General features: G+C 65.0%; 30 protein-coding genes and 1 tRNA gene. 23 read left to right on the top strand and 8 right to left on the bottom strand.

Features of this window, described 5'->3' with window-relative positions:
* Position 1 precedes the first annotated feature (1 nt).
* The 3 genes from sdhD to C8J98_RS16310 are packed head-to-tail and all read right to left on the bottom strand — an operon-like array spanning position 2 to position 1004.
* On the bottom strand, positions 2-388 hold the full coding sequence (gene sdhD, locus C8J98_RS16320) for a succinate dehydrogenase, hydrophobic membrane anchor protein (RefSeq protein WP_107914241.1): 387 nt from the start codon (positions 386-388) through the stop codon (positions 2-4).
* A complete protein-coding gene (sdhC, locus tag C8J98_RS16315; protein WP_107914240.1) occupies positions 385-777 on the bottom strand; it encodes a succinate dehydrogenase, cytochrome b556 subunit in 393 nt (130 codons plus the stop codon). The genes sdhD and sdhC overlap by 4 nt, the downstream gene beginning before the upstream one ends.
* Before the next feature lie 59 nt (positions 778-836).
* Positions 837-1004 (bottom strand): DUF1674 domain-containing protein, encoded by a 168-nt coding sequence (locus C8J98_RS16310; RefSeq protein ID WP_107914239.1) that lies wholly within the window; start codon positions 1002-1004, stop codon positions 837-839.
* A 126-nt stretch (positions 1005-1130) separates the two neighbouring features.
* Between C8J98_RS16310 and C8J98_RS16305 the strand changes: the two genes are divergently transcribed.
* Positions 1131-1934, top strand: coding sequence for a folate-binding protein YgfZ (locus tag C8J98_RS16305; RefSeq protein WP_158272740.1), 804 nt, complete (start codon positions 1131-1133; stop codon positions 1932-1934).
* A 493-nt stretch (positions 1935-2427) separates the two neighbouring features.
* Entirely contained in the window at positions 2428-2862 is a 435-nt protein-coding gene (locus C8J98_RS16300; RefSeq protein WP_046966629.1) for a cell wall hydrolase, read from the top strand.
* 320 nt (positions 2863-3182) lie between these two features.
* Here the strand turns inward: C8J98_RS16300 and C8J98_RS22545 are convergent, their stop codons facing one another.
* Positions 3183-3650: a glycine zipper 2TM domain-containing protein gene (locus C8J98_RS22545; RefSeq protein WP_107914237.1), complete on the bottom strand. Its 468-nt coding sequence runs from the start codon at positions 3648-3650 to the stop codon at positions 3183-3185.
* A 27-nt stretch (positions 3651-3677) separates the two neighbouring features.
* Positions 3678-4289, bottom strand: a complete 612-nt coding sequence (locus C8J98_RS16290) for a glycine zipper 2TM domain-containing protein (RefSeq protein ID WP_107914236.1) — start codon at positions 4287-4289, stop codon at positions 3678-3680.
* Positions 4290-4432: 143 nt separating this feature from the next.
* On the opposite strand from C8J98_RS16290, the gene C8J98_RS16285 reads away from it, so the two are divergent.
* The 21 genes from C8J98_RS16285 (at position 4433) to C8J98_RS16185 (ending at position 22210) form a co-directional block, all read left to right on the top strand.
* The gene (locus tag C8J98_RS16285) at positions 4433-5218 is read left to right on the top strand and encodes a TatD family hydrolase (protein ID WP_199229940.1); all 786 of its coding nucleotides are present in this window, start codon (positions 4433-4435) and stop codon (positions 5216-5218) included.
* Between the two features lie 186 nt (positions 5219-5404).
* Positions 5405-5932, top strand: a complete 528-nt coding sequence (locus C8J98_RS16280; protein ID WP_107914235.1) for a MarR family transcriptional regulator — start codon at positions 5405-5407, stop codon at positions 5930-5932.
* The gene (locus C8J98_RS16275; protein ID WP_107914234.1) at positions 5929-7389 is read left to right on the top strand and encodes an efflux transporter outer membrane subunit; all 1461 of its coding nucleotides are present in this window, start codon (positions 5929-5931) and stop codon (positions 7387-7389) included. Before C8J98_RS16280 ends, C8J98_RS16275 begins: the two co-directional genes overlap by 4 nt.
* Positions 7386-8585, top strand: a complete 1200-nt coding sequence (locus C8J98_RS16270) for an efflux RND transporter periplasmic adaptor subunit (RefSeq protein WP_107914233.1) — start codon at positions 7386-7388, stop codon at positions 8583-8585. Before C8J98_RS16275 ends, C8J98_RS16270 begins: the two co-directional genes overlap by 4 nt.
* Positions 8582-10150: a DHA2 family efflux MFS transporter permease subunit gene (locus C8J98_RS16265; RefSeq protein ID WP_107914232.1), complete on the top strand. Its 1569-nt coding sequence runs from the start codon at positions 8582-8584 to the stop codon at positions 10148-10150. Before C8J98_RS16270 ends, C8J98_RS16265 begins: the two co-directional genes overlap by 4 nt.
* A 687-nt stretch (positions 10151-10837) precedes the next feature.
* Positions 10838-11341 (top strand): polyhydroxyalkanoate synthesis repressor PhaR, encoded by a 504-nt coding sequence (phaR, locus tag C8J98_RS16260; RefSeq protein ID WP_107914231.1) that lies wholly within the window; start codon positions 10838-10840, stop codon positions 11339-11341.
* Between the two features lie 90 nt (positions 11342-11431).
* A complete protein-coding gene (locus C8J98_RS16255) occupies positions 11432-12811 on the top strand; it encodes an NAD(P)/FAD-dependent oxidoreductase (protein WP_107914230.1) in 1380 nt (459 codons plus the stop codon).
* A gap of 69 nt (positions 12812-12880) precedes the next feature.
* A complete protein-coding gene (gene ccmA / locus C8J98_RS16250; RefSeq protein WP_199229939.1) occupies positions 12881-13516 on the top strand; it encodes a cytochrome c biogenesis heme-transporting ATPase CcmA in 636 nt (211 codons plus the stop codon).
* Positions 13513-14199 carry a heme exporter protein CcmB gene (ccmB, locus tag C8J98_RS16245; protein ID WP_233260255.1) on the top strand — a complete coding sequence of 229 codons (687 nt, stop codon included), beginning with the start codon at positions 13513-13515 and terminating at the stop codon, positions 14197-14199. The genes ccmA and ccmB overlap by 4 nt, the downstream gene beginning before the upstream one ends.
* A 62-nt stretch (positions 14200-14261) precedes the next feature.
* Entirely contained in the window at positions 14262-15029 is a 768-nt protein-coding gene (locus C8J98_RS16240; RefSeq protein WP_107914229.1) for a heme ABC transporter permease, read from the top strand.
* Positions 15026-15226 (top strand): heme exporter protein CcmD, encoded by a 201-nt coding sequence (ccmD, locus tag C8J98_RS16235; protein WP_107914228.1) that lies wholly within the window; start codon positions 15026-15028, stop codon positions 15224-15226. The genes C8J98_RS16240 and ccmD overlap by 4 nt, the downstream gene beginning before the upstream one ends.
* Positions 15210-15677 (top strand): cytochrome c maturation protein CcmE, encoded by a 468-nt coding sequence (gene ccmE / locus C8J98_RS16230; protein ID WP_107914227.1) that lies wholly within the window; start codon positions 15210-15212, stop codon positions 15675-15677. Before ccmD ends, ccmE begins: the two co-directional genes overlap by 17 nt.
* Positions 15674-17656 (top strand): heme lyase CcmF/NrfE family subunit, encoded by a 1983-nt coding sequence (locus C8J98_RS16225; RefSeq protein WP_107914226.1) that lies wholly within the window; start codon positions 15674-15676, stop codon positions 17654-17656. The genes ccmE and C8J98_RS16225 overlap by 4 nt, the downstream gene beginning before the upstream one ends.
* Entirely contained in the window at positions 17653-18195 is a 543-nt protein-coding gene (locus C8J98_RS16220) for a DsbE family thiol:disulfide interchange protein (RefSeq protein WP_107914225.1), read from the top strand. The genes C8J98_RS16225 and C8J98_RS16220 overlap by 4 nt, the downstream gene beginning before the upstream one ends.
* A complete protein-coding gene (locus C8J98_RS16215) occupies positions 18195-18635 on the top strand; it encodes a cytochrome c-type biogenesis protein (RefSeq protein WP_107914224.1) in 441 nt (146 codons plus the stop codon). Before C8J98_RS16220 ends, C8J98_RS16215 begins: the two co-directional genes overlap by 1 nt.
* A complete protein-coding gene (locus C8J98_RS16210; protein ID WP_107914223.1) occupies positions 18632-19294 on the top strand; it encodes a tetratricopeptide repeat protein in 663 nt (220 codons plus the stop codon). The genes C8J98_RS16215 and C8J98_RS16210 overlap by 4 nt, the downstream gene beginning before the upstream one ends.
* 11 nt (positions 19295-19305) lie before the next feature.
* A complete protein-coding gene (locus C8J98_RS16205; protein ID WP_107914222.1) occupies positions 19306-20409 on the top strand; it encodes a homoserine O-acetyltransferase in 1104 nt (367 codons plus the stop codon).
* Between the two features lie 227 nt (positions 20410-20636).
* Positions 20637-21215 carry a cysteine dioxygenase family protein gene (locus C8J98_RS16200; protein WP_107914221.1) on the top strand — a complete coding sequence of 193 codons (579 nt, stop codon included), beginning with the start codon at positions 20637-20639 and terminating at the stop codon, positions 21213-21215.
* Positions 21216-21239: 24 nt separating this feature from the next.
* Positions 21240-21326 (top strand) — tRNA-Leu (locus C8J98_RS16195).
* A gap of 220 nt (positions 21327-21546) precedes the next feature.
* Complete coding sequence (locus tag C8J98_RS16190) at positions 21547-21888, top strand: hypothetical protein (protein ID WP_107914220.1); 342 nt, start codon at positions 21547-21549, stop codon at positions 21886-21888.
* A gap of 10 nt (positions 21889-21898) precedes the next feature.
* The gene (locus C8J98_RS16185; protein WP_107914219.1) at positions 21899-22210 is read left to right on the top strand and encodes a hypothetical protein; all 312 of its coding nucleotides are present in this window, start codon (positions 21899-21901) and stop codon (positions 22208-22210) included.
* 32 nt (positions 22211-22242) lie between these two features.
* On the opposite strand, the gene C8J98_RS16180 is transcribed toward C8J98_RS16185, so the two are convergent.
* The 3 genes from C8J98_RS16180 to C8J98_RS16170 all read right to left on the bottom strand — a co-directional run bounded on the left by C8J98_RS16180 (position 22243) and on the right by C8J98_RS16170 (position 24130).
* Positions 22243-22644 carry a low affinity iron permease family protein gene (locus C8J98_RS16180; protein WP_107914218.1) on the bottom strand — a complete coding sequence of 134 codons (402 nt, stop codon included), beginning with the start codon at positions 22642-22644 and terminating at the stop codon, positions 22243-22245.
* A gap of 81 nt (positions 22645-22725) precedes the next feature.
* Positions 22726-23466, bottom strand: coding sequence for an SDR family oxidoreductase (locus C8J98_RS16175; RefSeq protein WP_107914217.1), 741 nt, complete (start codon positions 23464-23466; stop codon positions 22726-22728).
* Positions 23467-23548: 82 nt separating this feature from the next.
* Positions 23549-24130, bottom strand: coding sequence for a TetR/AcrR family transcriptional regulator (locus tag C8J98_RS16170; protein ID WP_107914216.1), 582 nt, complete (start codon positions 24128-24130; stop codon positions 23549-23551).
* Positions 24131-24159: the final 29 nt, after the last annotated feature.

Below are 24159 nucleotides of genomic sequence, written 5' to 3'. Positions count from 1 at the left end.
ATCAGCTTCCGAGCGCGATGCGCAGCACGGCCAGCACGCCCGTAAGCGCGGCGAGTACGGCGATGAACTTGATGAGTACCAGCGAGGTCATTTCGAGCCAGCGGGTATGGACGTAGTCTTCGATCACCACCTGCAGGCCAAGCACGGCATGCTTGAACATGGTGACGATGAGGGCAATGAGCAGGACCGCGTTCCAGGGCTTGGCGATGGTCGCGCGGGCCGTGGCGTAGTCGGCGTGCATCAGGCCGAGCACGGTGATGACGAACCAGAGGGTCAGGAACACCAGGGCGAGCGCGGTGAGGCGCTGGGTCATCCAGTGGCCGACGCCTTCCTTCGCCGAGCCCAGGCCGCGTGCGCGGGCGAGCGGGTTGCGCAGGTCCTTGCTCATGCGTGGCTCCCGGTCAGTACATAGGCCCAGACGGCGACCGTGAGCACGATGGAGACGATGATCGCCATCCAGCTCGAACGGACGAACGACTCGATCGCGTAGCCCTTGCCAGTGTCCTGGACCAGGTGACGGATGCCGTTGCACAGGTGGTAGAAGAAGACCAGGGTCCAGCCGATCATGACGATCGTGCCGAAGGGGCTGGCAGCGCAGGCGGAAAAGGTCGCGAAGGCGTCCTGACCGGCGGCGAGGGCAGCAAGGCCCCATACGATGAGCAGGCTACCGACGGCGAGGATGATGCCGGTGACGCGATGCAGGATGGAAGAAGCCATCTGCACTTGCCACTTGTAGACCTGGAGATGCGGTGAGAGCGGTCGTCCCGTTTGTGCCATGGCGGCTATCCTGGATTGGAATCGCTGATGCCCGACGATCTCTCCCCGCCTTCCGATCCTCAGAAGTCGATGCAGCGTCCGTTCTTTTCCCAGTCGCCGTAACGCGTTGGGTCCAATGGCGCTTTCTCGACCCCTGGCGTGCCGTTCGTGGGGACGACCGGCGTGACGAGCGGTTTCGCCGGAGCGGAATCGTTCGCATCTTTGGGTTCGGAGGGATTGTCGGACATGGTTATAAAGCCCTAAAAGCGTAATACCTGTGCCACCTCAGCACAACCTTCACGATCATGAAGAGGGTTGGTTTGGCCTTGGCCCGACCGTATATCTTACGCTTCCGCCCTGCCTTGCGCCTCCCCATGCCGAGCCGTACCACTCGCAGCATCACCCTGACCGGCCCGGACGCGGCCTCGTTCGCCAATGCCCAGTTCAGCAGCGACGTCCTCGCCCTGCCCTCCGGCCGGTGGCAATGGAGCGGCTGGCTCGACCCCAAGGGGCGGGTGCGCGCCTTGCTGCAGATCGCCCGGCCCGAGGACGAGCGCCTCGTGGTGGTTCCCCATGGTGGAGACAGCGAAGCGATCGCGAACGACCTGCGTCGTTTTGTCTTCCGCTCGAAGTTGAAGATCGTCGTGTCCGACGTCTTGCACACGAGCGATGGTGATGCACTCGACGACATGCATGTGCGCGAAGACGAAAGCGGCGCGATCATTTTCGGTGAAGGCGATGCGTCGTTGCGTATCGGCGATGTGAGCAACGGCGATACGACGACGGGTAACAGCGCGTGGATCGCGCGACACATCGAGAAAGGCTACGCGTGGCTTCCCGATGCAGCGATCGACACGTTGTTGCCACCCGCACTCTCGATGGAACGCCTGAGTGCCGTCTCATTCAATAAAGGTTGTTTTCCCGGCCAGGAAATTGCAGCGCGCCTGCATTACCTGGGCGGCCACAAGAAGCATCTGCATGTCGTTACATCCGATAGCGCGCTCGAAGAAGGACATTCGCTACGCGTTGACGGCAACGCCGTCGGTATCGTGTTGATGTGCAACGCATCAGCAACGAAGCCTATATCGCTTGTCGTATTGGATGATGCGGCCATACAGGCAGACACTCTTGAAATCGAAGGCATGCGTCTGCACATCGTGTCGACATTCGACGCATAAGCAGTCGCAAGCACATTCGTAAAATAAAGTTCAGCAGCGTGTGTGAGTAAAAGCTGAACCGTACCGCACACGCACTTGCCAAATTTGCATTGCGCTACTAGGCTCCGCCGATCCATTTGAGTGGACCGTGGTGTTGCACCACGGTTACACCCGCGACGATCCGTCGACGATGACGGTTCTGGCGCGACCCGGCAAAAGCCGGAGCACGAAACGCGCGCACCATCTGATTGCGCGTAGTAAGCCGACGGAGCCGCCGCCCATCGCGATGCCGCTCCCTTTCGGCGCAACCCCCATTACCGGACGGCTCCGGACAGCCGTTTAGTACAGTCACAGTGTGTGACGCCCGACTCATCCGCGTAACTGATTCTCAGCGGGTGCCTTCGGTTGGTCCAGGTAGTAACGGCCTGCCCGCCCGTCTACCGCTCATACGTCCCCCATGGCCTTTCCAAAGAAAGCCGCAAGTGACGGAAAAGCTCGTTGGAGGCAGAAACACATGAAACTTTCCGCATTGCTATGGATGGCGTCCGTCCTTCCAAGCCACCTCGCTGACCAGACGTGCCTGGCGACGACGGTGTATCTCGAAGCACGCAGCGAACCCACCATCGGCCAGTACGCCGTGGCGGAAGTCGCCCTACGGCGCCGCGATCGCGGCATGGGCGGCGACAAGGTGTGTGCAGTCGTCTCGGCTCCACGCCAGTTCGCAATCACCACGACACCGAAGGATTTTGAAATAACCGATCTGGTTTCGTGGACCAAGGCGTGGAAAATCGCCGGCGACTCCCTGAACAACTGGAGCCTGCCAAAGAGCGAACGCCTGGTCTATGTTCCGCAGGCTGATCATTTCGCGACCGTCGCTGTCGCGCCGAGCTGGTCCGCCAGCCGCATCGTTCGCAAGATCGGTGACCACGCGTTCTACGCCGTCAATTGATGTAAGCGAAAGAACACGCGGGGGAGAAGGAATCCAGGCGGGCAGCTTGGGATTCCCGGGAAAAGAGGCCCTCGGACGAGGGCTTTTTTTTGCCTGTTTTTCAGGCCCCATGCTTGTGCAGGAGCCGATTCATCGGCGATGGGTGCTCGAATCAACCTTCCCATTCGCGCTAAACAAGAAAGGCCCGCTAGGTAGCGGGCCTTTCTTGTTTAGCCGTATGGACGTCTTTATGCGTTGACGTATCCTGGTGTCGCCGCTGAAGCGGCTCCTACAGGAAACGCGTGTCGTCTATACAGGGCGCAGGTTGTCCATAGCCCGCGTTACCTGCGGTAGACGTGGTCACCCTGGATGACCACGTAGTCACCGCGACGCAGCTGTGGATCTTCCCGCTGCGTCACCGTCGCGACCCGCCCGTCATCCAGGCGAATGCGCACGCGGAACGCCACCTCGTCGGCGCCGTTGCGCTGGCCCACCGAGTTGCCGACAAAGCCACCGACCACGGCGCCACCGACGGTGGCGGCCGCGCGGCCATCACCCTTGCCGACCGTGTTGCCCAGCAGGCCGCCCGCCACTGCGCCGATCACGGCGCCCAGCGGCGATGAATCGCGCTGCGTATATACCTGCTCTACATCACTCACGGTGCCGCACTGGTCGCAGCCCCGCGGAGGGCCCGAATACACCACGCGATCCTCGCGGTAGGCGCGCCGCGGCGGCTCATAGCACGCTGTCAACGACAGGGTGGCAACGGCAACGGCGACGAGGCCGGACTTGCGGACGAAGCTGTGCATGGATGACGTCCTGGTGGATTTAAATGATCAACGCGCGTCGGAAATGACGGAAACGCCTTCCTGAACCTGGACGCGGTCGCCCGGATCGTGATCCATGCGGACCGAACGGGTCACGCCGTTGTATTCGTAGCGCACGTCGTAGGCGACGACCTTTTCCCCGCTGCTACCCTGCACGGTCTCGCACTTGCGCACCGTGCTGGTAGTCGTATTCGACTCCTGATGGCGCTCCTGGATCGTGTGGCCGGCATAACCGCCGCCCACCGCACCGGCCACCGTCGCGAGAGTACGGCCGTTGCCGTGCCCGATCTGGTTGCCAAGCAGGCCGCCTGCCACGGCGCCGATAGCGGTACCGGCGATCTGGTGCTGATCCTTGACCGGCACATGCCGCGTCACGACTTCATCGTGGCATTGGCGCTGGGCGGCCGTGGCAGCTTCGCGCACGGGATCCACGCTCACCACGCGGCCGTATTTCGGGCCGGCGGGCTCGGGAGGCGGCGCGGCGGCGGCGTTGAGGGCGGCCGTACCCGGCCCCGGAGCATTAGCCACATCGGCGTTGGCATCGCGGTTACAGGCGGAAAGGCTCAACACAAGGGCCGCGCCCAAACCTGCGTTCAGGACGGAAATCTTCAACCTGCTCATAACCCTACTCTCCTAACAAAGGTCAGCGACTCGATGGCGCAATCAGCCCCATCACCCGGAAGTCGCCTCGATGACATTTGACAGTCGTTAAACTGAACGACGCCTTAGACTCACGCCTACAACCCCACCGGCCGCTGACTGACATGCTCGATCTGGTAGACACTCACGCCCATCTGGACGACCACTCGTTCGACGAAGATCGTGGAGCGATGTTCGACCGGGCCAGCGGGGCCGGCGTGAGGCGCTGGATCGTACCGGCGATCGATCGGGGAAACTGGGAAGCCATCGAGGTTTTGTGTGCGGCGCGTGAAGGCGCCTTCCCCGCCTACGGCCTGCATCCCCTGATGACCGGCGCTCATCGCGACGAGCACCTCACCGAATTACCCGCCTGGCTGGACCGGCGCGGCGCCATTGCGGTCGGCGAGATCGGGCTGGATTTCTACGTCGAGGGCCTCGATGCGACACGGCAGCGCGAGATTTTCGTCCACCAGCTGGAAATCGCCAAAGAGCACGACTTGCCGGTGATCGTGCACGCGCGCCGCGCTTTCGAGGAAACCATCCACACCCTGCGACGCGTTGGCGGCCTGCGGGGCGTGGTCCACAGTTTCTCGGGCAGCGAAGAGCAGGCCCGGCAGCTATTCGACCTCGGCTTCCACCTGGGCATCGGCGGCCCCGTCACTTACGACCGCGCCAATCGCATCCGCCGCGTCGTCGCTTCGATGCCGCTGGAATGGCTTCTGCTGGAAACCGACGCCCCCGACCAGCCTTGTGCCCACCACCGTGGCGAACGCAACGAACCGGCCTTCATGACGGATGTGCTCGAGACGATTGCGTCTCTGCGCGATGAGTCAGCCGAAGACATCGCTGCCGCGACAACGGCTAATGCGGTGAAGCTCTTCAAGCTCCCTGACACCCCGCCAGCTCGCTGACGGCCCGCTCCTGCAGGAGCCGCTTCAGCGGCGATGGGTGGTGCGGCAACCTGGCTATCGCCGCTGAAGCGGCTCCTACATTTCTGCGGTTTCCGTCGATGGTCAGCGCCCCGCCAGCGGCACATTGCGCTTGCCCGAAGATACTTGCTAGCCTAATAGTTCACCAGCGAACTATTAGCCAGCGAAATGTCCAGACTCAAACCCTGCGTCGATGCCCTCTACGAGGGCGTGGACCGTGTCGCCCAAAGTATTCCGGGGGTGCCGAAGTCCGAGGTCTTCCTCGTACGGCTGCTCATGCTCACCGCGGGCGCGCTGCTGCGTGAGTTCGAAGACAAGCTCAAGCCCTATGGCATGAACGACAGCGACTTCCGCACGTTGATGATGCTGTACAGCAGCCAGGACGGCAGCGCGACGCCCGGTGAGCTCTGCGCGCTGGCCGAACAGAAGCCGACCAACATGACGCGCATCGCCAATGCGCTGGCCAAGAAGGACCTCATCTCGCGGTCGCACGCCACCCACGATCGCCGCCAGGTGCTGCTTCGGATCACTCCGGCTGGCCGTCGCTTCGTCAGCAAGATGCTTCCGCCGATGTTTCCGCCCCTGGTGGAGAACTTCGCCTGCTTCAGTTCCGCCGAGCGCAAGACCTTCGAGAAACTCTTGAAGAAGCTCGCCTTGCACATCGACCCGACGGTCGACACGGACGACACGCCATGACACCTGCCCTGCTCCGACCCGCGCTGCTTGCCGCCGCGGTCGCCACCTTGCTCACCGCCTGCCACATTCCGGCGAAGATCGACCGACCCGCCTTGCGCGACGACGTACCCCTCGCCGGCCTGGTCACGGATCAACGCCCGGGTTGGCCCGCCGCCGAATGGTGGCGTGCCTACGGCGATCCGCAGCTCGACACCTTGATGGACATGGCGCTTCGCGGTGCACCCGATCTCGCCCAGGCGAAGACGCGGGTCGACTCGGCGCAACAGAACATCCGCGTCGCCGCCGCGCAGGCCGGCTTGCGCGTCGATGGCAGTGCCCAGATCGCCCGCCAGCGGATGAGCGAGCATGGCCTGATCCCCGCGCAATTCCTCGGCTTCACCTGGTACAACCAGGCCGATATCGGCGTACAGGTCAGCTATGACTTCGACTGGTGGGGCAAGAAGCGCTTCACCCTCGAATCCGCCATCGACAGTGCACGTGCTGCGGAAGCGGAGCGTTCGGCGTCATCGCTGGCCATCCAGGCGGTCGTTGCCGACACTTACTTCGGCTGGCTTGCCGATATGTCGCGCGTGGCCATCGCCGACCGTCTCGTCGCCGTGCGCGAGCGCGCGTTGCGAATTGCCGACCTGCGCGTGAAGCAGGGCGTGGACGTGCCCGATACCGCACAGCAAGCCCGGGCCGAACTGGCCGGGGCCCGGCAGCAACGTGTCGCACTGCAAGGTTCGGCGGATATCCGCCGCGCCTCGCTGGCCACGCTGGTCGGTGTCTCCCCTGCGCAGTTGCCCACCCTCTCCCCGCGTGCGCTGCCCGATGTCGGTGGCGGCCTTCCCGCAAACGTCGGCACGGACCTGATGGCACGCCGTCCCGATATCGCGGCCAGTCGCTGGCAGGTCGAAGCGGCGCTCCGCCAGACGGATGCGGCGCGCGCCCAGTTCTTTCCGGATGTGAGCCTGAGCGGCATGGCCGGCCTGTCCAGCATCGATATGGACAAGATCTTTTCGCCGAGCAGCCGCGTATTTTCCCTGACGCCAGCGCTGCATCTGCCGATCTTCGAAGGCGGTTCGCTCGAGGCCAATCACGGTGTCAGCCAGGCGCAACTCGGCGCCGCCGTGGCCCAGTACAACGCCACGGTAGCCTCAGCCGCACGGGATGTGGCCACGCAGGCGCTCGGCGCGCAGCAACTCGCCTTGCGCCGCACGCAGCAGGTCGAACAGATCGACTCGGCCAAAACACTGCTCGCCAGCGCGAAGGCCCGTGCCGCACGCGGCGTCCGCGACGATCGCGAATCGCTCGCTACCGAAGCGTCGCTCGCCCAGCAGCTGGACGCGGATGCCGACCTGCAGGGTCAGGCCCTGTCCACCGACGTCGCCCTGATCAAGTCGCTCGGCGGCGGCTATCGCGCCGAAACCATCGATTCCTCATCCACGCACAGCACGAACGGAACCCAGAGCCCATGAGCGCCACAACGACCGACACGCCGCGCACGCAGGACGACAGCGGCAACGCGCCGAAGGACAAGCGCAAGCGGAACCGTGCGCTGCTCATCGCCGTGCTCGTCTTCGGCCTCGCCGCCCTGGCGTGGTTCCTGCTCTGGTTGTTCGTATTCTCCAAGCGCGAAACCACCGACGACGCGTATGTCGGCGGGAACCAGGTGGGCATCTCGGCGCAGGTGCCGGGCATCGTCGTAGGTGTGTTCGCCGACGACACCCAGCGGGTGAATGCCGGCCAGGTGCTGGTCAGGCTCGACCCGACAGACGGTGACGTCGCCTTGCGCAAGGCCAGCAGTGCCCTGGCCCAGGCCGTGCGCCAGGTACGTCAGCAGACACAGTCCGCGGCCAGCGCCGATGCCGCGCTCGGCACGCGTCGCCAGGATCTCAAGCGAGCACAGGACGACCTCAAGCGGCGCATCCCGCTGCTCGCCGAGAAGGCCGTGGCACCGGAAGAAGTGCAGCACGCGCGCGACGCGGTGGACAGCGCGCAGTCGGCGCTCGAATCCGCACAGCGCCAGGCCGACGCCTCGCGTGCCCTCGTCGACGGCAGCGACGTGGAGACGAATCCCGCCGTGGAACAGGCGCGTGCCAGTTTTCGCCAGGCCTGGATCGCCGCACAGCGCAACGCCATCGTTGCGCCGACCGACGGCTATGTCGCGCTACGCAGCGTCCAGGTCGGCAACAGCGTGCAGCCCGGCCAGCAACTGATGACCGTGGTGCCGCTGCACGACCTCTGGGTGGATGCCAACTTCAAGGAAAGCCAGTTGCGCCATGTGCGCATCGGCCAGCCCGCGAAGATCGAAGCCGACATCTACGGCGGTGGCACCGAGTACCACGGCAAGGTGATCGGCCTGGGCGCCGGCACGGGCAGCGCGTTCTCGCTGCTTCCCGCGCAGAACGCTACCGGCAACTGGATCAAGGTCGTGCAGCGCATTCCGGTGCGCATCGCGCTGGACCCCAAGGATCTGGACAAGCATCCCTTGCGCATCGGCCTGTCCACGGCCGTCACTGTCGACATCACCGACGACAAGGGCGACGTCCTCGCGCAATCGCCGTCGACCACGCCTGTGGCGCAGACCAGTGTGTATGACGATGTCGCCGCCAAGGCCGATGCCGCGGCCGACATCATCGTGCGCAAGAACCTCGGAGCGAGCGTGCCTTGAGCGACGCCGCCGCCATCCCCGACGCCGCGCCTGCGATCGGCCCCAAGCCGATCCAGGGCGCGACACTGGTCGTGCTGACGGTCGCCGTCGCGTTCTCCACCTTCATGGAGATCCTCGACACGACGATCGTCAACGTGGCCGTGCCGCATATCGCCGGCAGTCTCGGCGTCAGCTCGAGCGAGGGCACCTGGGCGATCAGCTCGTACTCCCTCGCCAGTGCGATCATGCAGCCGCTGACGGGCTGGCTGGCCAAGCGCTTCGGCGAAGTGAAGACCTTCGTCTTCTCGGTGATGCTGTTCGTGCTGTTCTCGATGCTCTGCGGCCTTGCGACCAGCATGCCGATGCTGGTGATCTTCCGCCTGCTGCAGGGTGCGGGCTCGGGCCCGATGGTGGCGCTGTCGCTGTCCCTGCTGTTGTCGAGTTACCCGAAGACCAAACAGGGCATGGCACTGGCGATGTGGGCGATGACCGTGGTCGTGGCGCCGATCTTCGGCCCTATCCTCGGCGGCTACCTCACCGACAACTTCTCGTGGCCGTGGATCTTCTACATCAACGTGCCGGTGGGAGCGCTGGCTGGCGTCATCACCTGGACGATCCTGCGCGACCGCGAAACGAAGATCATGCGGGCGCCGATCGACACGGTTGGCCTGGCGCTGCTGGTGATCGGCATCGGCTCGCTGCAGTTCATGCTCGACAACGGCAACGACCACGACTGGTTCGCCTCGCCACTGATCCTCACCCTGGGCCTGATCGCGCTGGTCGCGCTGGTCTTCCTGGTGATCTGGGAGCTCACCGCGAAACATCCCGTGGTCGACCTGTCGCTGTTCGGCAGGCGCAATTTCGCCGTGGGCGTGACCGCGCTGTCGCTGGGCATGCTCGCCTTCTTCGGCATCAACGTGGTGTTTCCGCTGTGGTTGCAGACCACGCTCGGCTACACCTCCACCTGGGCCGGCCTCGCCACCGCACCCGTGGGCATCCTGGCCTTCATCGTCTCGCCCTTCATCGGCAAGAACATCCAGCGGCTGGAGCTGCGCGCGGTGGTGACGTTCGCCTTCATGGTGTTCGCCTTCACTTCGTTCTGGTTCGCCGGCTTCAACAGTGGCGCCTCGTTCACCGCGCTGGTGCTGCCCCGCTTCATCATGGGCATCGCGATCGCCTGTTTCTTCATCCCACTCAACCAGATCTTCCTGTCCGGCCTCAACCCGGACCAGATCGCCGGTGCCTCGGGCCTGGCGAATTTCTGCCGCACCCTGGCCTCCAGCGTGTCCACCGCGCTGACCGTGACGCTCTGGACGCACCGTGGTGAGTCCCACCACGCCTCGCTGACCCAGTACGTGACCCAGGCCTCACCCGCCACCACGGCCTACTCGAACCAGCTGGCTACGCTTGGCATCCACGGCAAGCCGTCGCTGGCGGTGATCGACCAGATCCTCAACCGCGAAGCCCTGACCCTGGCCGTCAACGACGTGTTTTTTGGCTGTGCCATCCTGTTCCTCGCCCTAATCCCGATTCTTTGGCTGGCCAAGCCGCCGTTTGGAAATGCCGGCGGTGCGGCGGCACATTAGAGGTGTCGGGCGGCGTCGCAAGAGCCGGCGGGGCCAATGCCACCCTCGGGGCCACGACTGCGGCGACCCGTGAAGGAAGGGCCGCCCAAAAGCGGCCGTTTACTTATTGCCCTTCGGGGCGGGTCGGGCTCCGCCGGCTCTTCCCCACGGTGAGGTCGCTTGATGGCGTAGGAGCCGCTTCAGCGGCGAACCCTTGGGCTGTCGAGTGTGCGAATGAGGCCTTGTGGTGGTGGGGCAGGCGGTTGCGACCCCACGAACCTCAGTACTCGGAAGAGCCGGTGGGTATCACCCTCGGGGCCGGTAGCGCAGGCGAGGCGTGCCACCGGAAAAAGCCCGCAGGGGGCGGGCCATGGAAGGCCGGCCGTTTTCGCGCGACAGGAGTCGCGTCGAAAACGTCCGGTTGGGCGCCGACCCGGCCCGCAGGGCAATAAGTAAACGGCCGCTTTTGGGCGGCCCTTCCTTCGCGGGTCGCCGCAGTCGTGGCCCCGAGGGTGGCACCCGCCGGCTCTTGCGACGCACCGCAAGCCCAAACGCGAGGCCGAAGGCGAGCCCGCCCCCCAGAAGCACAACGAGCCATTAAATTGCCGTTACCTAAATCGATTTAAAGCCGACACGTGAAATCCGAAAACGATTACGCACCCTTTCGGCAACTGGTGCGGCGCAATACCTCGTGGTAGCTTTCGCCGCATGGCACAAACCCTACGCATCATTAAGAAGTACCCGAACCGCCGTCTTTATGACACGGAGATCTCGAGCTATATCACGCTGGAGGAAGTCCGCCAGCTGGTGCTCGATGGGGAAAACTTCGAAGTCCGCGACGCCAAGTCGGGCGAGGATCTGACGCGCTCCGTCCTCCTGCAGATCATCGCGGAGCACGAAGAGCACGGCCAGCCGATGCTCTCCCCGCAGTTGCTGTCGCACATCATCCGCTTCTACGGCGACTCCCTGCAGGGCTTCATGGGGCCGTACCTGGAGCGTAGCCTGCAGGTGTTCCTCGACCAGCAGCAGCAGTTCCGCAACCAGCTGAACAGCCTGATGGGCCAGACCCCCTGGTCGATGCTCAACGAGATGACCGAGCGCAACCTCGACGTATGGAAGTCGATGCAGCGTGGCTTCCTCGATGCGGCTACGGCGAAGCCAGCCGAACCTGTCACGCGGACCACGCGCCCGACGGGCAAGAAAGCCAGCTAATCCTGACGCTGCGCCGCGGGCTTGCTCCCGGCGGCGCTGCGGCGCACGATGCGCTGCCCTGCAATATCGCGCCCCCGAATCAGGCCGCCCATGCCCCGTAACGACATCGCCGTGGTAGGCGCCGGATTGGTCGGCGCCCTGGTTGCAACCTTGCTTACCCAGCGCGGATTTCGCGTCACGGTGTACGAGAAGCGCTCCGATCCACGCCGTGCGGGGTTCCAGGGCGGCCGGTCGATCAACCTTGCCCTGGCCGAACGCGGCCTGCACGCCCTGCGCGCCACCGGCCTGGCCGACAAGGTGCTCGAGCAGGCGGTGATGATGCGTGGCCGCATGGTCCACGATCCCGCCGGCCACAGCGGCCTGCAGCGCTACGGCGTGGACGATTCCGAGGTGATCTGGTCGGTCTCCCGGGGTGGTCTGAACACCCTCATGCTCGACGCCGCGGAAGCGGCGGGTGCCACGGTCCATTTCGACCAGGGCCTGGCCTCGGCCGACCTCGACGCCGGCACCCTGACCCTGAGCGATCCTCAAGGCAACCTGCGCACCGTCGATGCACCGATCGTGATCGGCGCCGATGGCGCGGGTTCCGCGCTGCGCGCGGCGATGCACCGGCATTCGCCGTTGGGCGAGCGCATCGAGGAGCTCGGTCATGGCTACAAGGAGCTGGAGATTCCGCCACGGGCGGATGCCTCCACGCCCTTCGCGATCGAACGCAACGCCCTGCACATCTGGCCGCGTGGTCACTACATGTGTATCGCGCTGCCGAACCGCGAAGGCAGTTTCACCGTCACGCTGTTCCTGCCGAACGAAGGTGAGCACCCGAGCTTCCGCAGCATTGCGGGCGCCGGCGCCGCGGAGGCCTTCTTCCGCACCGACTTCCCGGATGCGCTCGCCCTGATGCCCGAGTTCGCCAGCGACTGGGCGACCCATCCGGTCGGCACGCTCGCCACGCTCTACCTCGACCGCTGGCACATCGGTGGCCGCGCACTGCTGATCGGCGACGCCGCTCACGCCATGGTGCCCTTCCACGGCCAGGGCATGAACTGCGGCTTCGAAGACGCGGCGGACCTCGCCGATCTTTTTGCCGCGCAGCCCGGCGATGCCGCCGCCGTGTTCGCTGCGTTCGAGCAGCGCCGCAAGCCGAACGCGGATGCGATCGCGCGCATGGCGCTGGAGAACTACGTGGAGATGCGCGATTCCGTGGCGGATCCGCACTACCTGCGCAAGCGCGAACTCGGTGGCCTGCTGGCCGAGCGTTCGCCGACGCATTACCTGCCGCGCTACCGCATGGTTACCTTCACCCACCTTCCCTATCGCTATGCGTTGGAGCGTGGGCAGGCGCAGGATGTGCTGGTGGAGCAGTTGTTGAAGGGGCATGAGTCGGTGAGTGAGGTCGACCTGGATGCGGCGGTGCGGACGTTGGAAGCTACCTTGCCGCCGTTGCCGAAGCAGGCGTTTGAGCGGGGGTGAGTCGAGCAGCCGTTCGCCGATGAATCGGCTCCCACAAAAAGCACCCACAAAAGCAGGAAAATCCACCGGATGATGACCGCCCCCCACACTCCCGCCCTGCTTGAAGCGCGTGCCTTGTGCTTCCTGCGCCAGGACGAGCCGGTGTTCGGGCCGATCGACTTCGCCTTGCACGGCGGTGAAATCGCGTTGGTCGAAGGCGACAACGGCAGCGGCAAGACCACGCTCATGCGCGTGCTCACCGGCATGCTGCGCCCCGGCGAGGGCGAGGTACTGCTGGACGGCGCGCCCTTCTCGCTCGACACCGTCGCCGGTGCCGTGGTGTTCCTCGGCCATCACCTGGGCCTGAAATTCGACATGACACCTCGCGAGAACCTGCGGCTTGCCGCCGGTCTCTACGGCCTGCGCAGCGGAACCGACGAGAACGCGGTGCTCCGCGAAGTCGGTCTCGCCGGCTACGAGGACGAGCCGGTACGCCAGCTCTCCGCGGGGCAGAAGAAGCGCGCCGCACTCGCGCGTCTGCTCCTGCTGCCGGCCCGTGTGTGGCTACTGGACGAGCCCTACGCCAATCTCGATCGCGAAGGCATCGCCCTGGTCAATCGCCTGCTCGAGCAGCACGCCGCGCGCGGCGGCGCGGCCCTGGTGACCAGCCACGGCGCCGTCAGCTTCGCCGGCGGCGAGCCGCGTCGCATCCGGTTGCACGCGTGACGCCCGGCAGCACCCCCGCCGCTTGCGCCGCCCTGCTGCGACGCGACCTGACGCTGGCCTGGCGGCGCCGCGGCGATATCGCCATGCCGGTGCTTTACGCCGTCATCGTCACCACGCTGTTCCCGTTCGCGATCGGCCCCGAGCCGGCCCTGCTTGCCCGCATCGCGGGAGGCGTCGTCTTCGTCATCGTGCTACTGGCGATCCTGCTGTCGCTGGACCATCTGTTCCGCGGCGACATCGACGACGGCTCGATGGAACTGCTGATGCTGGCGCCGCAACCGTTGGCGCTGCTGGTCGGCATGAAGATCCTCGCGCACTGGATCACCTCGTCGCTGCCGCTGATCGTCGTCGCACCGGTGCTCGCGAGCATGCTGAAGCTGCCGCCGGAAGCCATGCCGGTGCTGGTGATCGCGCTGTTGCTGTCAACGCCATTGCTCTGTCTGCTGGGCGCGGTGCTGGTGGCGCTGACGGCGGGGTCGAAGCGCTCTGGTATGCTTCTGGCGCTCATGTTGCTGCCGTTGTGCGTGCCGGTCGTGATCTTCGCCGCCGGGGCCCTGGCCGCCGCGCAGGAAGGCTTGTCCTGGGTTGCGCCGATCGCCTGGCTGGGCGCCGGGCTGGCCATGGCACTGGTCCTCGCGCCATTGGCCTGCGCCGCCGCGCTTCGCATCGCCATGGACACATGAACGCACGCAACCGTGGGGGCCGTTTCATGGACTCACGGTGTCCGAACGCATAGCAGGTAACGATGGCAAACTGGGTTCCCCTCTGGCTTCACCGGCTCGGCTCGCCGCCGGTGTTCTACCGATTCGCCGGCGCCGTGCGCCCGTGGGCCTTCGGTCTGGCGCTGTTGCTGGGCGCCGTGGCGCTGTACGGCGGCCTCGTGGTGGCTCCTGCGGATTACCAGCAGGGCGACGCCTACCGGATCATCTTCATCCACGTGCCGAGCGCCTGGATGAGTCTGTTCATCTACGGTGCGATGGCCGTGGCCGCCTTCGTCGGCCTGGTCTGGCGGATCAAGATCGCCGAAGTGGTGGCGATGGAATCCGCGCCGATCGGCGCCGCCTTCACCCTGATCACGCTGGTGACCGGCTCGCTCTGGGGCAAGCCGATGTGGGGCACCTGGTGGACCTGGGATGCCAGGCTCACCTCCGAGCTGGTGTTGCTCTTCATCTACCTGGGCATCATCGGGCTGTACCACTCCTTCGAGGATCGTCGCCAGGGCGCGCGCGCCGCGGCCTTCCTCGTGCTGGTGGGCGCCGTTAACGTGCCCATCGTGCATTTCTCGGTGAACTGGTGGAACACGCTGCACCAGGGCTCCACGATTCGCCTGCTCGGTCCGTCGCACATCGAAGCGAGCATGCTCTGGCCGCTGCTGACCATGATGGCCGCGACCAAGTGTTACTACGTGGCCAGCCTGTTCGCCCGTGTGCGCGCCGACCTCATCGCCTCCGAAGGTGGCAAGGCCTGGGTACGCGACATCGCCCTCGGCCAGCCCGGGAATGACGCCGCATGAGCCAGTTCCTCGCCATGGGCGGCTACGGCGCGTACGTGTGGACCGCATTCGCCACCTTCCTCATCGTCCTTCTCATCGACACGCTGGCCCCGCTAGCCCGGCGCCGCCGTAACCTGCGCGAACTCCGCGCGCGGCTCGCGCGCCAGGAAAACCGCCGCCGGCCCGGAACCCCGCCAAGCAATGAATCCAACGCGTAAACGTCGACTTGCCATCGTCATCTCCGTCGTCGCCGCCGCTGCCGTCGCGGTGGGCCTCACCGTGTTCGCGCTGCAACGGAACATGAGCTACCTGTTCACCCCGAGCCAGGTGCAGGAAGGCCAGGCCACGCAGTACTCGAACTTCCGCCTCGGCGGCATGGTCAAGGCCGGTTCGATCCAGCGCGCCGCCGATACATTGCGCGTGAGCTTCATCGTCATCGACGCCGACGGTGCGATGCCGGTGGAATACACCGGCATCCTTCCCGACCTGTTCCGCGACAACCAGTCGGTGATCGCCACCGGCCGCATGGATGGCGCGCGTTTCATCGCCAGCGAGGTCCTCGCCAAACACGACGAGAACTACATGCCGAAGGAACTGAAGGACGCCATGGCCAAGGCCCACCAGAACAAGAAGATCGACGACACCGCCATGAAGGACACACCGAAGTGATCCCCGAGCTCGGCCAGTTCGCCCTTGTCCTCGCGCTCCTTCTTGCGATTGCGCAGGGCGTGCTGCCGATCGTCGGCGCGTGGCGCAACAACGCCGCGCTGATCGCCGTCGCACGTCCTGCCGCAGCTGGCCAGGGCGTGTTCGTCTTCGCCGCGATGGCGATCCTGATCTACGCCTTCCTTACCTACGACTTCTCGGTGGCTTATGTCGCCGACAACTCGAACCTGGCGCTGCCCTGGTATTACCGCGTCACCGCGGTGTGGGGCGCGCACGAAGGCTCGATGCTGCTGTGGGTGTTCATCCTCAACGTCTGGTCGGTGGCCCTGGCCGCCTTCAGCCGCCACCTGCCGCCGGCCTTCCTTGCCCGCGTGCTCGGCGTGCTCGGCCTGATCGGCGTCGGCTTCCTCGCCTTCATCCTGTTCACGTCCAACCCCTTCCTCCGCGAACTGCCCATGCCTGCCGATGGCGGCGATCTCAATCCTGTGTTGCAGGACCCGGGCATGACCTTCCACCCGCCCGTGCTCTACATGGGTTACGTGGGCTTCTCGGTGGCGTTCGCTTTCTCGATCGCCGCCCTGCTCGGTGGTGGCATGGAACAGGCCTGGGTGCGCTGGGCGCGTCCGTGGACGAACGTGGCCTGGGCATTCCTGACCCTCGGTATCGTCGCCGGTAGCTGGTGGGCTTACGCCGAACTCGGCTGGGGCGGCTGGTGGTTCTGGGATCCGGTCGAGAATGCGTCATTCATGCCGTGGCTGGTCGGCGTCGCGCTGATCCACGCGCAGGCTGTGACGGAGAAGCGCGGCTCGCTGCCGGCGTGGACCATCCTGCTTTCGCTATTCGCGTTTTCGCTTTCGCTGCTCGGCACCTTCCTCGTCCGTTCGGGCGTGCTGACCTCGGTGCATGCCTTCGCCTCCGATCCGCGTCGCGGCATGTACATCCTCGCCTTCCTGATCATCGTCATCGGCGGGTCGCTGCTGCTCTACGCCATCCGCGCCCCGAAGGTCGCCACCGGCAAGGCCTTCGCGCCACTGTCGCGCGAGACCGGCGTCATGGTGGCGAACCTGCTGTTCACCACGGCAGCCGCCATGGTCCTGCTCGGCACGCTGTTTCCGTTGATCGGCGACGCCCTGAACCTGGGTCGCGTTTCGGTCGGGCCGCCCTACTTTGGCTTCTTGTTCGTGCTGCTGATGGCGCCGGCGGTGCTGTTGCTTCCCTTCGGACCGTATCTGCGCTGGGGCCGCGCCGAAGGTAGCCAGCTGACCACCATGGCGCTGCGTGCCGGCATCGCCGCGGTCATCTGCGCCATCGTCGCCGCGTTCTTCGCCCAGGGCCACCTGCGCGCGATCGCCGGTATCGGCGGCGCGGTATGGGTGGGTGCGGGCACCCTGTCCTACATCATCAAGCGTTGGCGCGAGATGCCGCGCGGCCGCCGCTTCCCGGCCGAGATGGCCGGCATGCTGCTGGCGCATACGGGTGTCGCGATCTTCCTGGTCGGCGTGATGCTGTCCGAATCGCTGAGCGTGGAACGTGACGTGCGCCTCGAGCCTGGCCAGACCGAATCCGTCGGCGGCTACGACTTCCGCTTCGACGGAGTCGAAGAGACCACCGGTCCGAACTGGCGCGCCGACGAAGGCATCGTCACGATCCTGCGCGAGGGCAAGACGCTGGCGACGATGCACCCACAGAAGCGCACGTATTCACGCGGCCAGGTGCAGACCGAATCGGCGATCGACGCCGGACTGTTTCGCGATATCTATGTTGCCCTCGGCGAGCCGATGGAAGCGACGAACGTGCAAGGCGCATGGGCCCTGCGCCTGTATCACAAGCCTTTCGTTCGCTGGATCTGGCTCGGCGGCCTGTTCATGATGGCAGGCGGCTTCGCCGCCGCCGCTGAGCGTCGATTCCGGGCGAAGAGAGCACCGTCGGCTGAAACCGTGACGACCACCGTAACACCGCCGGTGAAGGAGTCGCTCGCATGAGCCGCCTGCTGCCCCTGTTCGGCTTCCTTGTGCTGGTCGGCCTGTTCGGCTTCGGCATCTGGTGGAATACCCAGCATGACCAGCACGAGATCGTGTCGCCGCTGATCGACAAGCCGGCACCCGCATTCGACCTGCCCGTCCTCGACGATGCGGGCCGCACCGTAACCAAGGCCTCGCTGCTGGGCAAGCCATACTTTCTCAACGTGTTCGCCAGCTGGTGCATCGAGTGCGTTCACGAACATCCGCTGCTGATGACCGACGTGAAGCAGCTTGGCCTGCCGCTGGTCGGCTTCAACTACAAGGACGATCCGCAGGCGGCCACCGCATGGCTGGCCGAGCACGGCAATCCGTTCGATGTGATCGTTGCCGATCGCGAAGGCCGCAGCGGTATCGACTTCGGTGTCTACGCGGCACCGGAAACCTTCCTGATCGATGCGAAAGGCGTGATTCGCTACAAGCGCATCGGGCCGATCACACCCGAGGTGATCGACAAGGAAATCCGTCCCGCGCTGGCCGCGTTGGCGAAGGAAACGCCGTGATGCGTCGCTGGCTCCTCGTGCTGGGTCTTCTCCTGTTACCCGCCTTATCTGTCGCCCAGGCGATTCAGCCGCTGCCGTTCCGCAACCACGCCGAAGAAGTGCGTTTCCAGCAGCTCAGCGCCGAGCTCCGGTGCCCGATGTGCCAGAACGAGACGCTGGCCGATTCCAATGCGCCGATCGCACATGACCTGCGCCGCCAGGTCTTCGAGATGATGCAGGCGGGCAAAAGCGACGACGAGATCAAGGCGTTTCTCGTCGACCGCTATTCGCAGTTCGTACTCTACAAACCGCCGGTCGAGCCCAGTACGTGGCTGCTCTGGTTCGGTCCGCTCGCGCTGCTTGCCATCGGCGGCATCGTCGTCGCCGTGCAAGTGCGCCGCCGTGCTCGCCAGTCCCCTGCCGACACGACGCCGATCAACGACACCGGGGATGATTGGTGACTTACGCGTTCTATCTCACAGCCGGGGCCATGCTGGTCCTCGCGCTGGCCCTGCTCCTGGTTCCGATCGTTCGTCATGGCCGCCGCCATGGTCGTTCGCGCGGCGTGTTCGCCTTGCTGGTCGCGATCACCGTGGTCGTGCCACTGGCCAGCGTAGGCATCTATGTGCTGGTCGGCACACCGTCGACGCTGGCGGGTGTCGAGCCTGCCAAAGAAATGGATGTCAACGAAGCGATCACCGCGCTGCGTGCGCGCCTGAAGGACCACCCGGAAGATGCGCAGGGTTGGCTGCTGCTCGGCCAGACCTTCACCATGCTCAAGCAGCCGGCGGAGGCGCGCGACGCCTACGACGGCGCGCTCAAGGCGGATCCGGCCAACGGCGCAGCCATGGTCGGCTGGGCCGAGGCCGATTCGCTGGTCCGCGAGGATCACCGCATCGAGGGGCGTGCGCTCGACCTGCTCAAGGCGGCCGTCGCTGCGAATCCGCAGAACCAGCGCGCGCTGTGGCTGCTCGGTATCAGCCAGTTCCAGCACGAGCAGTACACTGAAGCATCGGCGACCTGGAAGACCCTGCAGCCGATGCTCGATCCGGACTCGAACGTCGCCCATGCCGTCGCCGAACAGATCGCCCAGGCGGACAAGCGCGCGCAACAGAAGTGAAGGAAATTCTCATGGGCGACGCACGCCGTTACCACCCGCTTTCTTCCCCGTTCCGCATGAAACGCGGCGGCGAACTGCATGGCGCACGCGTCGCATACGAAACCTGGGGCACGCTGGACAGCGAGCGCGGCAACGCGGTGCTGATCCTCACCGGCCTTTCGCCGAGCGCGCACGCCGCCGCCAACGCCGAGGATCCGACGCCGGGCTGGTGGGACGACATGATCGGCCCCGGCAAGGCCTTCGACACCGACCGCCATTTTGTCATCTGCGTGAACTCGCTCGGCAGCGATAAAGGCTCCACATGCCCCGCGTCGATCGATCCGGCTACAGGCGAGGCTTATCGCCTCAGCTTTCCCGAACTCTCGCTGGAAGACGTCGCCAACGCCGCGCACGAAGCCGTGAGCGGACTCGGCATCACCGAACTGGCCTGCCTTGTCGGCTGCTCCATGGGCGGCATGAGCGCGCTTGCCTACATGCTCCTGCACCCGGGCTCGGCGCGCACCCACCTGAGCGTCGATACGGCGCCGCAGGCGCAGCCGTTCGCTATCGCCATTCGCTCGCTGCAGCGCGAGGCGATCCGCCTCGACCCGCACTGGAATCAAGGGCGCTACGACAACGAGCACTGGCCGGAACACGGCATGAGCATCGCGCGCAAGCTCGGCGTCATCACGTACCGCTCCGCGATGGAATGGAATGGCCGCTTCGCCCGCATCCGCCTGGACGCGGACGAGCGTGAGGAGAACGCGCCGTTCGGTTTCGAGTTCCAGGTGGAGTCCTACCTCGAAGGCCATGCGCGGCGTTTCAATCGCCAGTTCGACCCGAACAGCTACCTGTACCTTTCCCGCGCCAGCGACTGGTTCGACATCTCCGAATACGGCGAGGGCGATGTCACGCGTGGCCTCGGCCGGATCCAGGTCGAACGCGCCATGGTCATCGGCGTCAGCACCGACATCCTGTTCCCGCTGGAACAGCAGGAAACCATCGCCAAGGGCCTGGAAGCAGCCGGCGCGAAGGTCGAGTTCGTGGCGCTGGATTCCCCGCAAGGCCACGACGCCTTCCTGGTCGACATCGAAAACTACAGCCGGGCCATAGGCGGTTTCCTGCGCTCCATCTGACGTCCCGTCGCTGTGGGAGACGCGCTCCTTGTGGGAGCCGCGCTCCTTGTGGGAGCCGCTTCAGCGGCGATGGGTGCTGGCCAAAACCCGGCCCGCTGCCGCGGGATCGCCGATTCATCGGCTCCCACATCGCCGATGAATCGGCTCCCACAAGAGCATGACCCGGCATTTGCTATTATCGGGCCTTACCGGCGTCCCCGCGCCACCGCCAGACAGAGGTTCCAGCCATGATCACGGTCGACTTCCCGGGCAGCCGCAAACTCATCGATGCCATCGATGCCTCGGTGTCCCAGGCGAGTACCCCGGCGATCACCGACGCCCTGCGCAACGCGCTGTGTCGACTGATCCGGTCCGAGGAAGTCAAACTTCCCGCGTGCGTGTACGAAATGGCCGGCGACCACTACGCCCGCCGCGAGCTCTACCGCAGCGATGACCACGGCTATAGCGTCGTCGCCATGACCTGGGGCCCCGGCCAGGGCACCCTCATCCACGATCACAGCGGCATGTGGTGCGTCGAAGGCGTCTGGGCCGGCTCGCTCGAGATCGTCCAGTACGAACTGGGCGAACACGAAGCCCAGCGCTACCACTTCCGCCCCGTCGGCTCGATCCAGGCTGGCCCCGGCTCCGCTGGCAGCCTCATCCCGCCGCACGAGTACCACACCATCCGCAATCCCAGCGAAGATGCCGTAGCGGTCAGCCTGCACATCTATTCCGGCCGCATGACGCAGTGCGCGGTGTTCAAGCCCGAGGGCGACGACTGGTACGAGCGCACGGAACGCCAGCTGGGTCTCGACCAGATCCACTGATTCCCGCATAATGCGTGGCCCCATGCCGAAATGGCGGAACCGGTAGACGCGGCGGACTCAAAATCCGTTTGTAGTGATACAGTGAGGGTTCGAGTCCCTCTTTCGGCACCAGATACGAACAACCGGGGTAGCGCGCATGCCCTTCGATTGTTCTCAAAAAACCCGCCTCTCCGGCGGGTTTTTTGTTGCTCTCGCCGTACTCCGTAATGTGCCCGGAACGCAGTCGTCGCAATGCCTGTCGCTTTCGTCGTCCGCTCGCCTACAGATACTTCTGCAAGGGCGACGTACGATGTCGGCCTGACAAACGCAGAGCAGCCCGGTCGAAGCCGCCATGACAGAGATCAATCGCGAAGAAGTGCACGCCCGCCTCGAGGCAACAGAGGCCCGGGTTGCCACGGCTGTCACGGATATGCGCGCCGACCTGAAAACAGGGCTGTCGGAGATTCGCACCGACATGGAAAAAATGCGCGCCGATATCCACCAGATGTTCTCTGCGCAGACAAAATGGATCGTGATTATCGTGTTCGGAGCTCTCGCTACGGCCGGCACTATCTGGAGCTTCCTGAAGCCCTCGAACCCCATGCCTTCCATGCAATCGGTGCCTTTTGTGATCTATGCGCAGCCTTTTCCTGCTCAGGCGCCCCCTGCGGTCGCGTCGGACAGCCGGCCCTGAGGAGTCACCCATGGACGCGAATGTCCTGATGGAAGTGCGCGTGACAGCACTCGAAACCGAGATGAAGTTCGTACGCAGAGACCTGGACGAGGTCCGCACAGACGTACGCACGATTCAAGAGCGAATCAGCTCCATCGACGTGACGTTGGGCGCCATATCGGAAAAACTTGATCGCTTCCCCACGAAGCTCCAGCTGACCCTGTGGGCATGTGCAGGACTTGCTGCCCTGCTCGGCGTCTCTACTTCAATGTTCGCCCTGGTCCTTCGACTGCTTGGCCACAATGACGCCGCGGCCGTCGTCGACGCAGTGGGTGGCCGCTAACGGCTCCTCGCGCCCCTCAGCGTGGCAATGCTTCAGCTCTTCCTGGCTGGACTGGATGCCTTCCGCGCATCGGCAGCATGCTGCAAGTACGTCTTCCGGATGCTGTCGAGCTCCTTTTCGTCCAGCTCCTCCAGATCCAGAAGCGCGTTGTTCGCTTCCTTGATCGCGTGGATCAACTCGTCCAGCTTGATCTGCATGGCCTCGGTGTCGCGGTTCTGGGTGTTCTGGATCAGGAACACCATCAGGAACGTGACGATCGTGGTGCCCGTGTTGATGACCAACTGCCAGGTGTCGCCGAAACCGAACAGCGGACCGCTGGCGGCCCAGACGATCACGACAAGCACGGCGACCATGAAGGTCGCCGGCTTACCCGCGGCCTTGGCCACGGCCATCGCCATCCGGGTGAAGAGACTCTGTCCTTCTTTCTTGCTCATGAGCGTCGCCTGCCGGGTTTCGCCGCAGCGTCGGGCCAAAGCCGTGAACCACAGGCGAAGATGCACTGACGACGCGGCCGATCAGGACATGAAACCGCCATCGACCGTGAGGCTGGCGCCCGTCGTGAAACGAGCCTCAGGCCCGGCGAGATACGCCACCATCGCGGCAACCTCGTCCGCCTGCCCCATCCGGCCCAGCGGGATCAGCGGTAGTACCAGGTCCTTGACGTAGGCCGGATTCATGTCGGTGGCGATCGGGCCGGGCTGCACGTTGTTGACGGTGATGCCGCGCGGGCCGAGGTCACGTGCGAAGCCGCGCGTCATCGACTTGATCGCACCTTTCGACGCGCTGTAGATCGCCGTGCCCGGAAAGCCGCTGCGGTCGGCGACGATACTGCCCACCGTGATCACGCTCCCGCCCTCACCCATGTGCTTCACCGCGGCGCGTGTTCCCGCGTAGACGGCGCGCACATTGATGGCGAATACCCGATCGAACTCTTCGACGGGAAGGTCATCGATGGGTCCGTGGGTGATCACGCCTGCGTTGTTGACGAGGATATCGAGACGACCGTGCGCCGCAGCGGCTGCATCGATGGCTGCCGCGAGGGCTTGCGCATTGGCACTGTCGGCCCGAACGGCGTGAGCAAGGCCACCCGCAGCCAATACATCACCGACGAGGGCTTCAGCCGCGTCGGCGGCTGCCGCGTAAGTGAAGGTCACCGAAGCACCCTGCAAGGCGAGTCGACGGACGATGGCGGCGCCGATGCCGCGGGAGCCGCCGGTGAAGAATGCGGTCTTTCCTTCGAGGGGTTGTGCGTTCATGGATTCTCCAGTTATGGATTGATTGGTCAAGTAAGAGGCAAGCATACCTATTACTGATCGTTCGTTCCACAATGAAGCGCTCTTAAGGCGACAGCGCCCGCAGGGCTACGCCGACGATCCCGTGCAGAGCCGCCTGGGACGCGCCACCGCGAGCAGCCACCTTCAGCCCCGACAGCGTCGCCAGCAGGAACTGCGCGCCAGCGCTCGCGTCGAGATCCGCTGCCAGCTCCCCCCGCTCGATGCCATCGCGAAGGCGACTCTCGAACGCCAGCAAGGTGCGGTGCCCGACGGCATCCGTCACGGCGCGAACGTCAGGCTGGGACGTGCCGAACTCAGTGATCGCATGGATGCCCAGGCAGGCCGGGGCCGCCCCGGATAGCGCGTCATCGACGAATCCCAGCAAGGCGTGCTCGATGCCCTGGAGCACCCTGTCGCTGGCGAACATGGCCGACAGCGTTGCCCCGGTGCTCTCTTCCGAATAGCGCCGCAGTGCCTCGAGATACAGGCTCCGTTTGTCGCCGAACGTGTCATAAAGGCTCTGTCGACCGATCTTCATCGCCTCCAGCAACATGGGGGTGGATGTCCCCTCGAAGCCGTGCGCCGCGAACGTCTCGATCGCACGCTGGAGTGCGGTATCCCGGTCGAATTCGCGTGGACGCGCCATGCCTCACCACTTCTGGATCGAAAAGTCCA

The sequence above is a fragment of the Luteibacter sp. OK325 genome (genome assembly GCF_003050935.1).
Classification (GTDB): Bacteria; Pseudomonadota; Gammaproteobacteria; order Xanthomonadales; family Rhodanobacteraceae; genus Luteibacter.
This window is presented reverse-complemented; position numbering and strand designations above follow the sequence as displayed.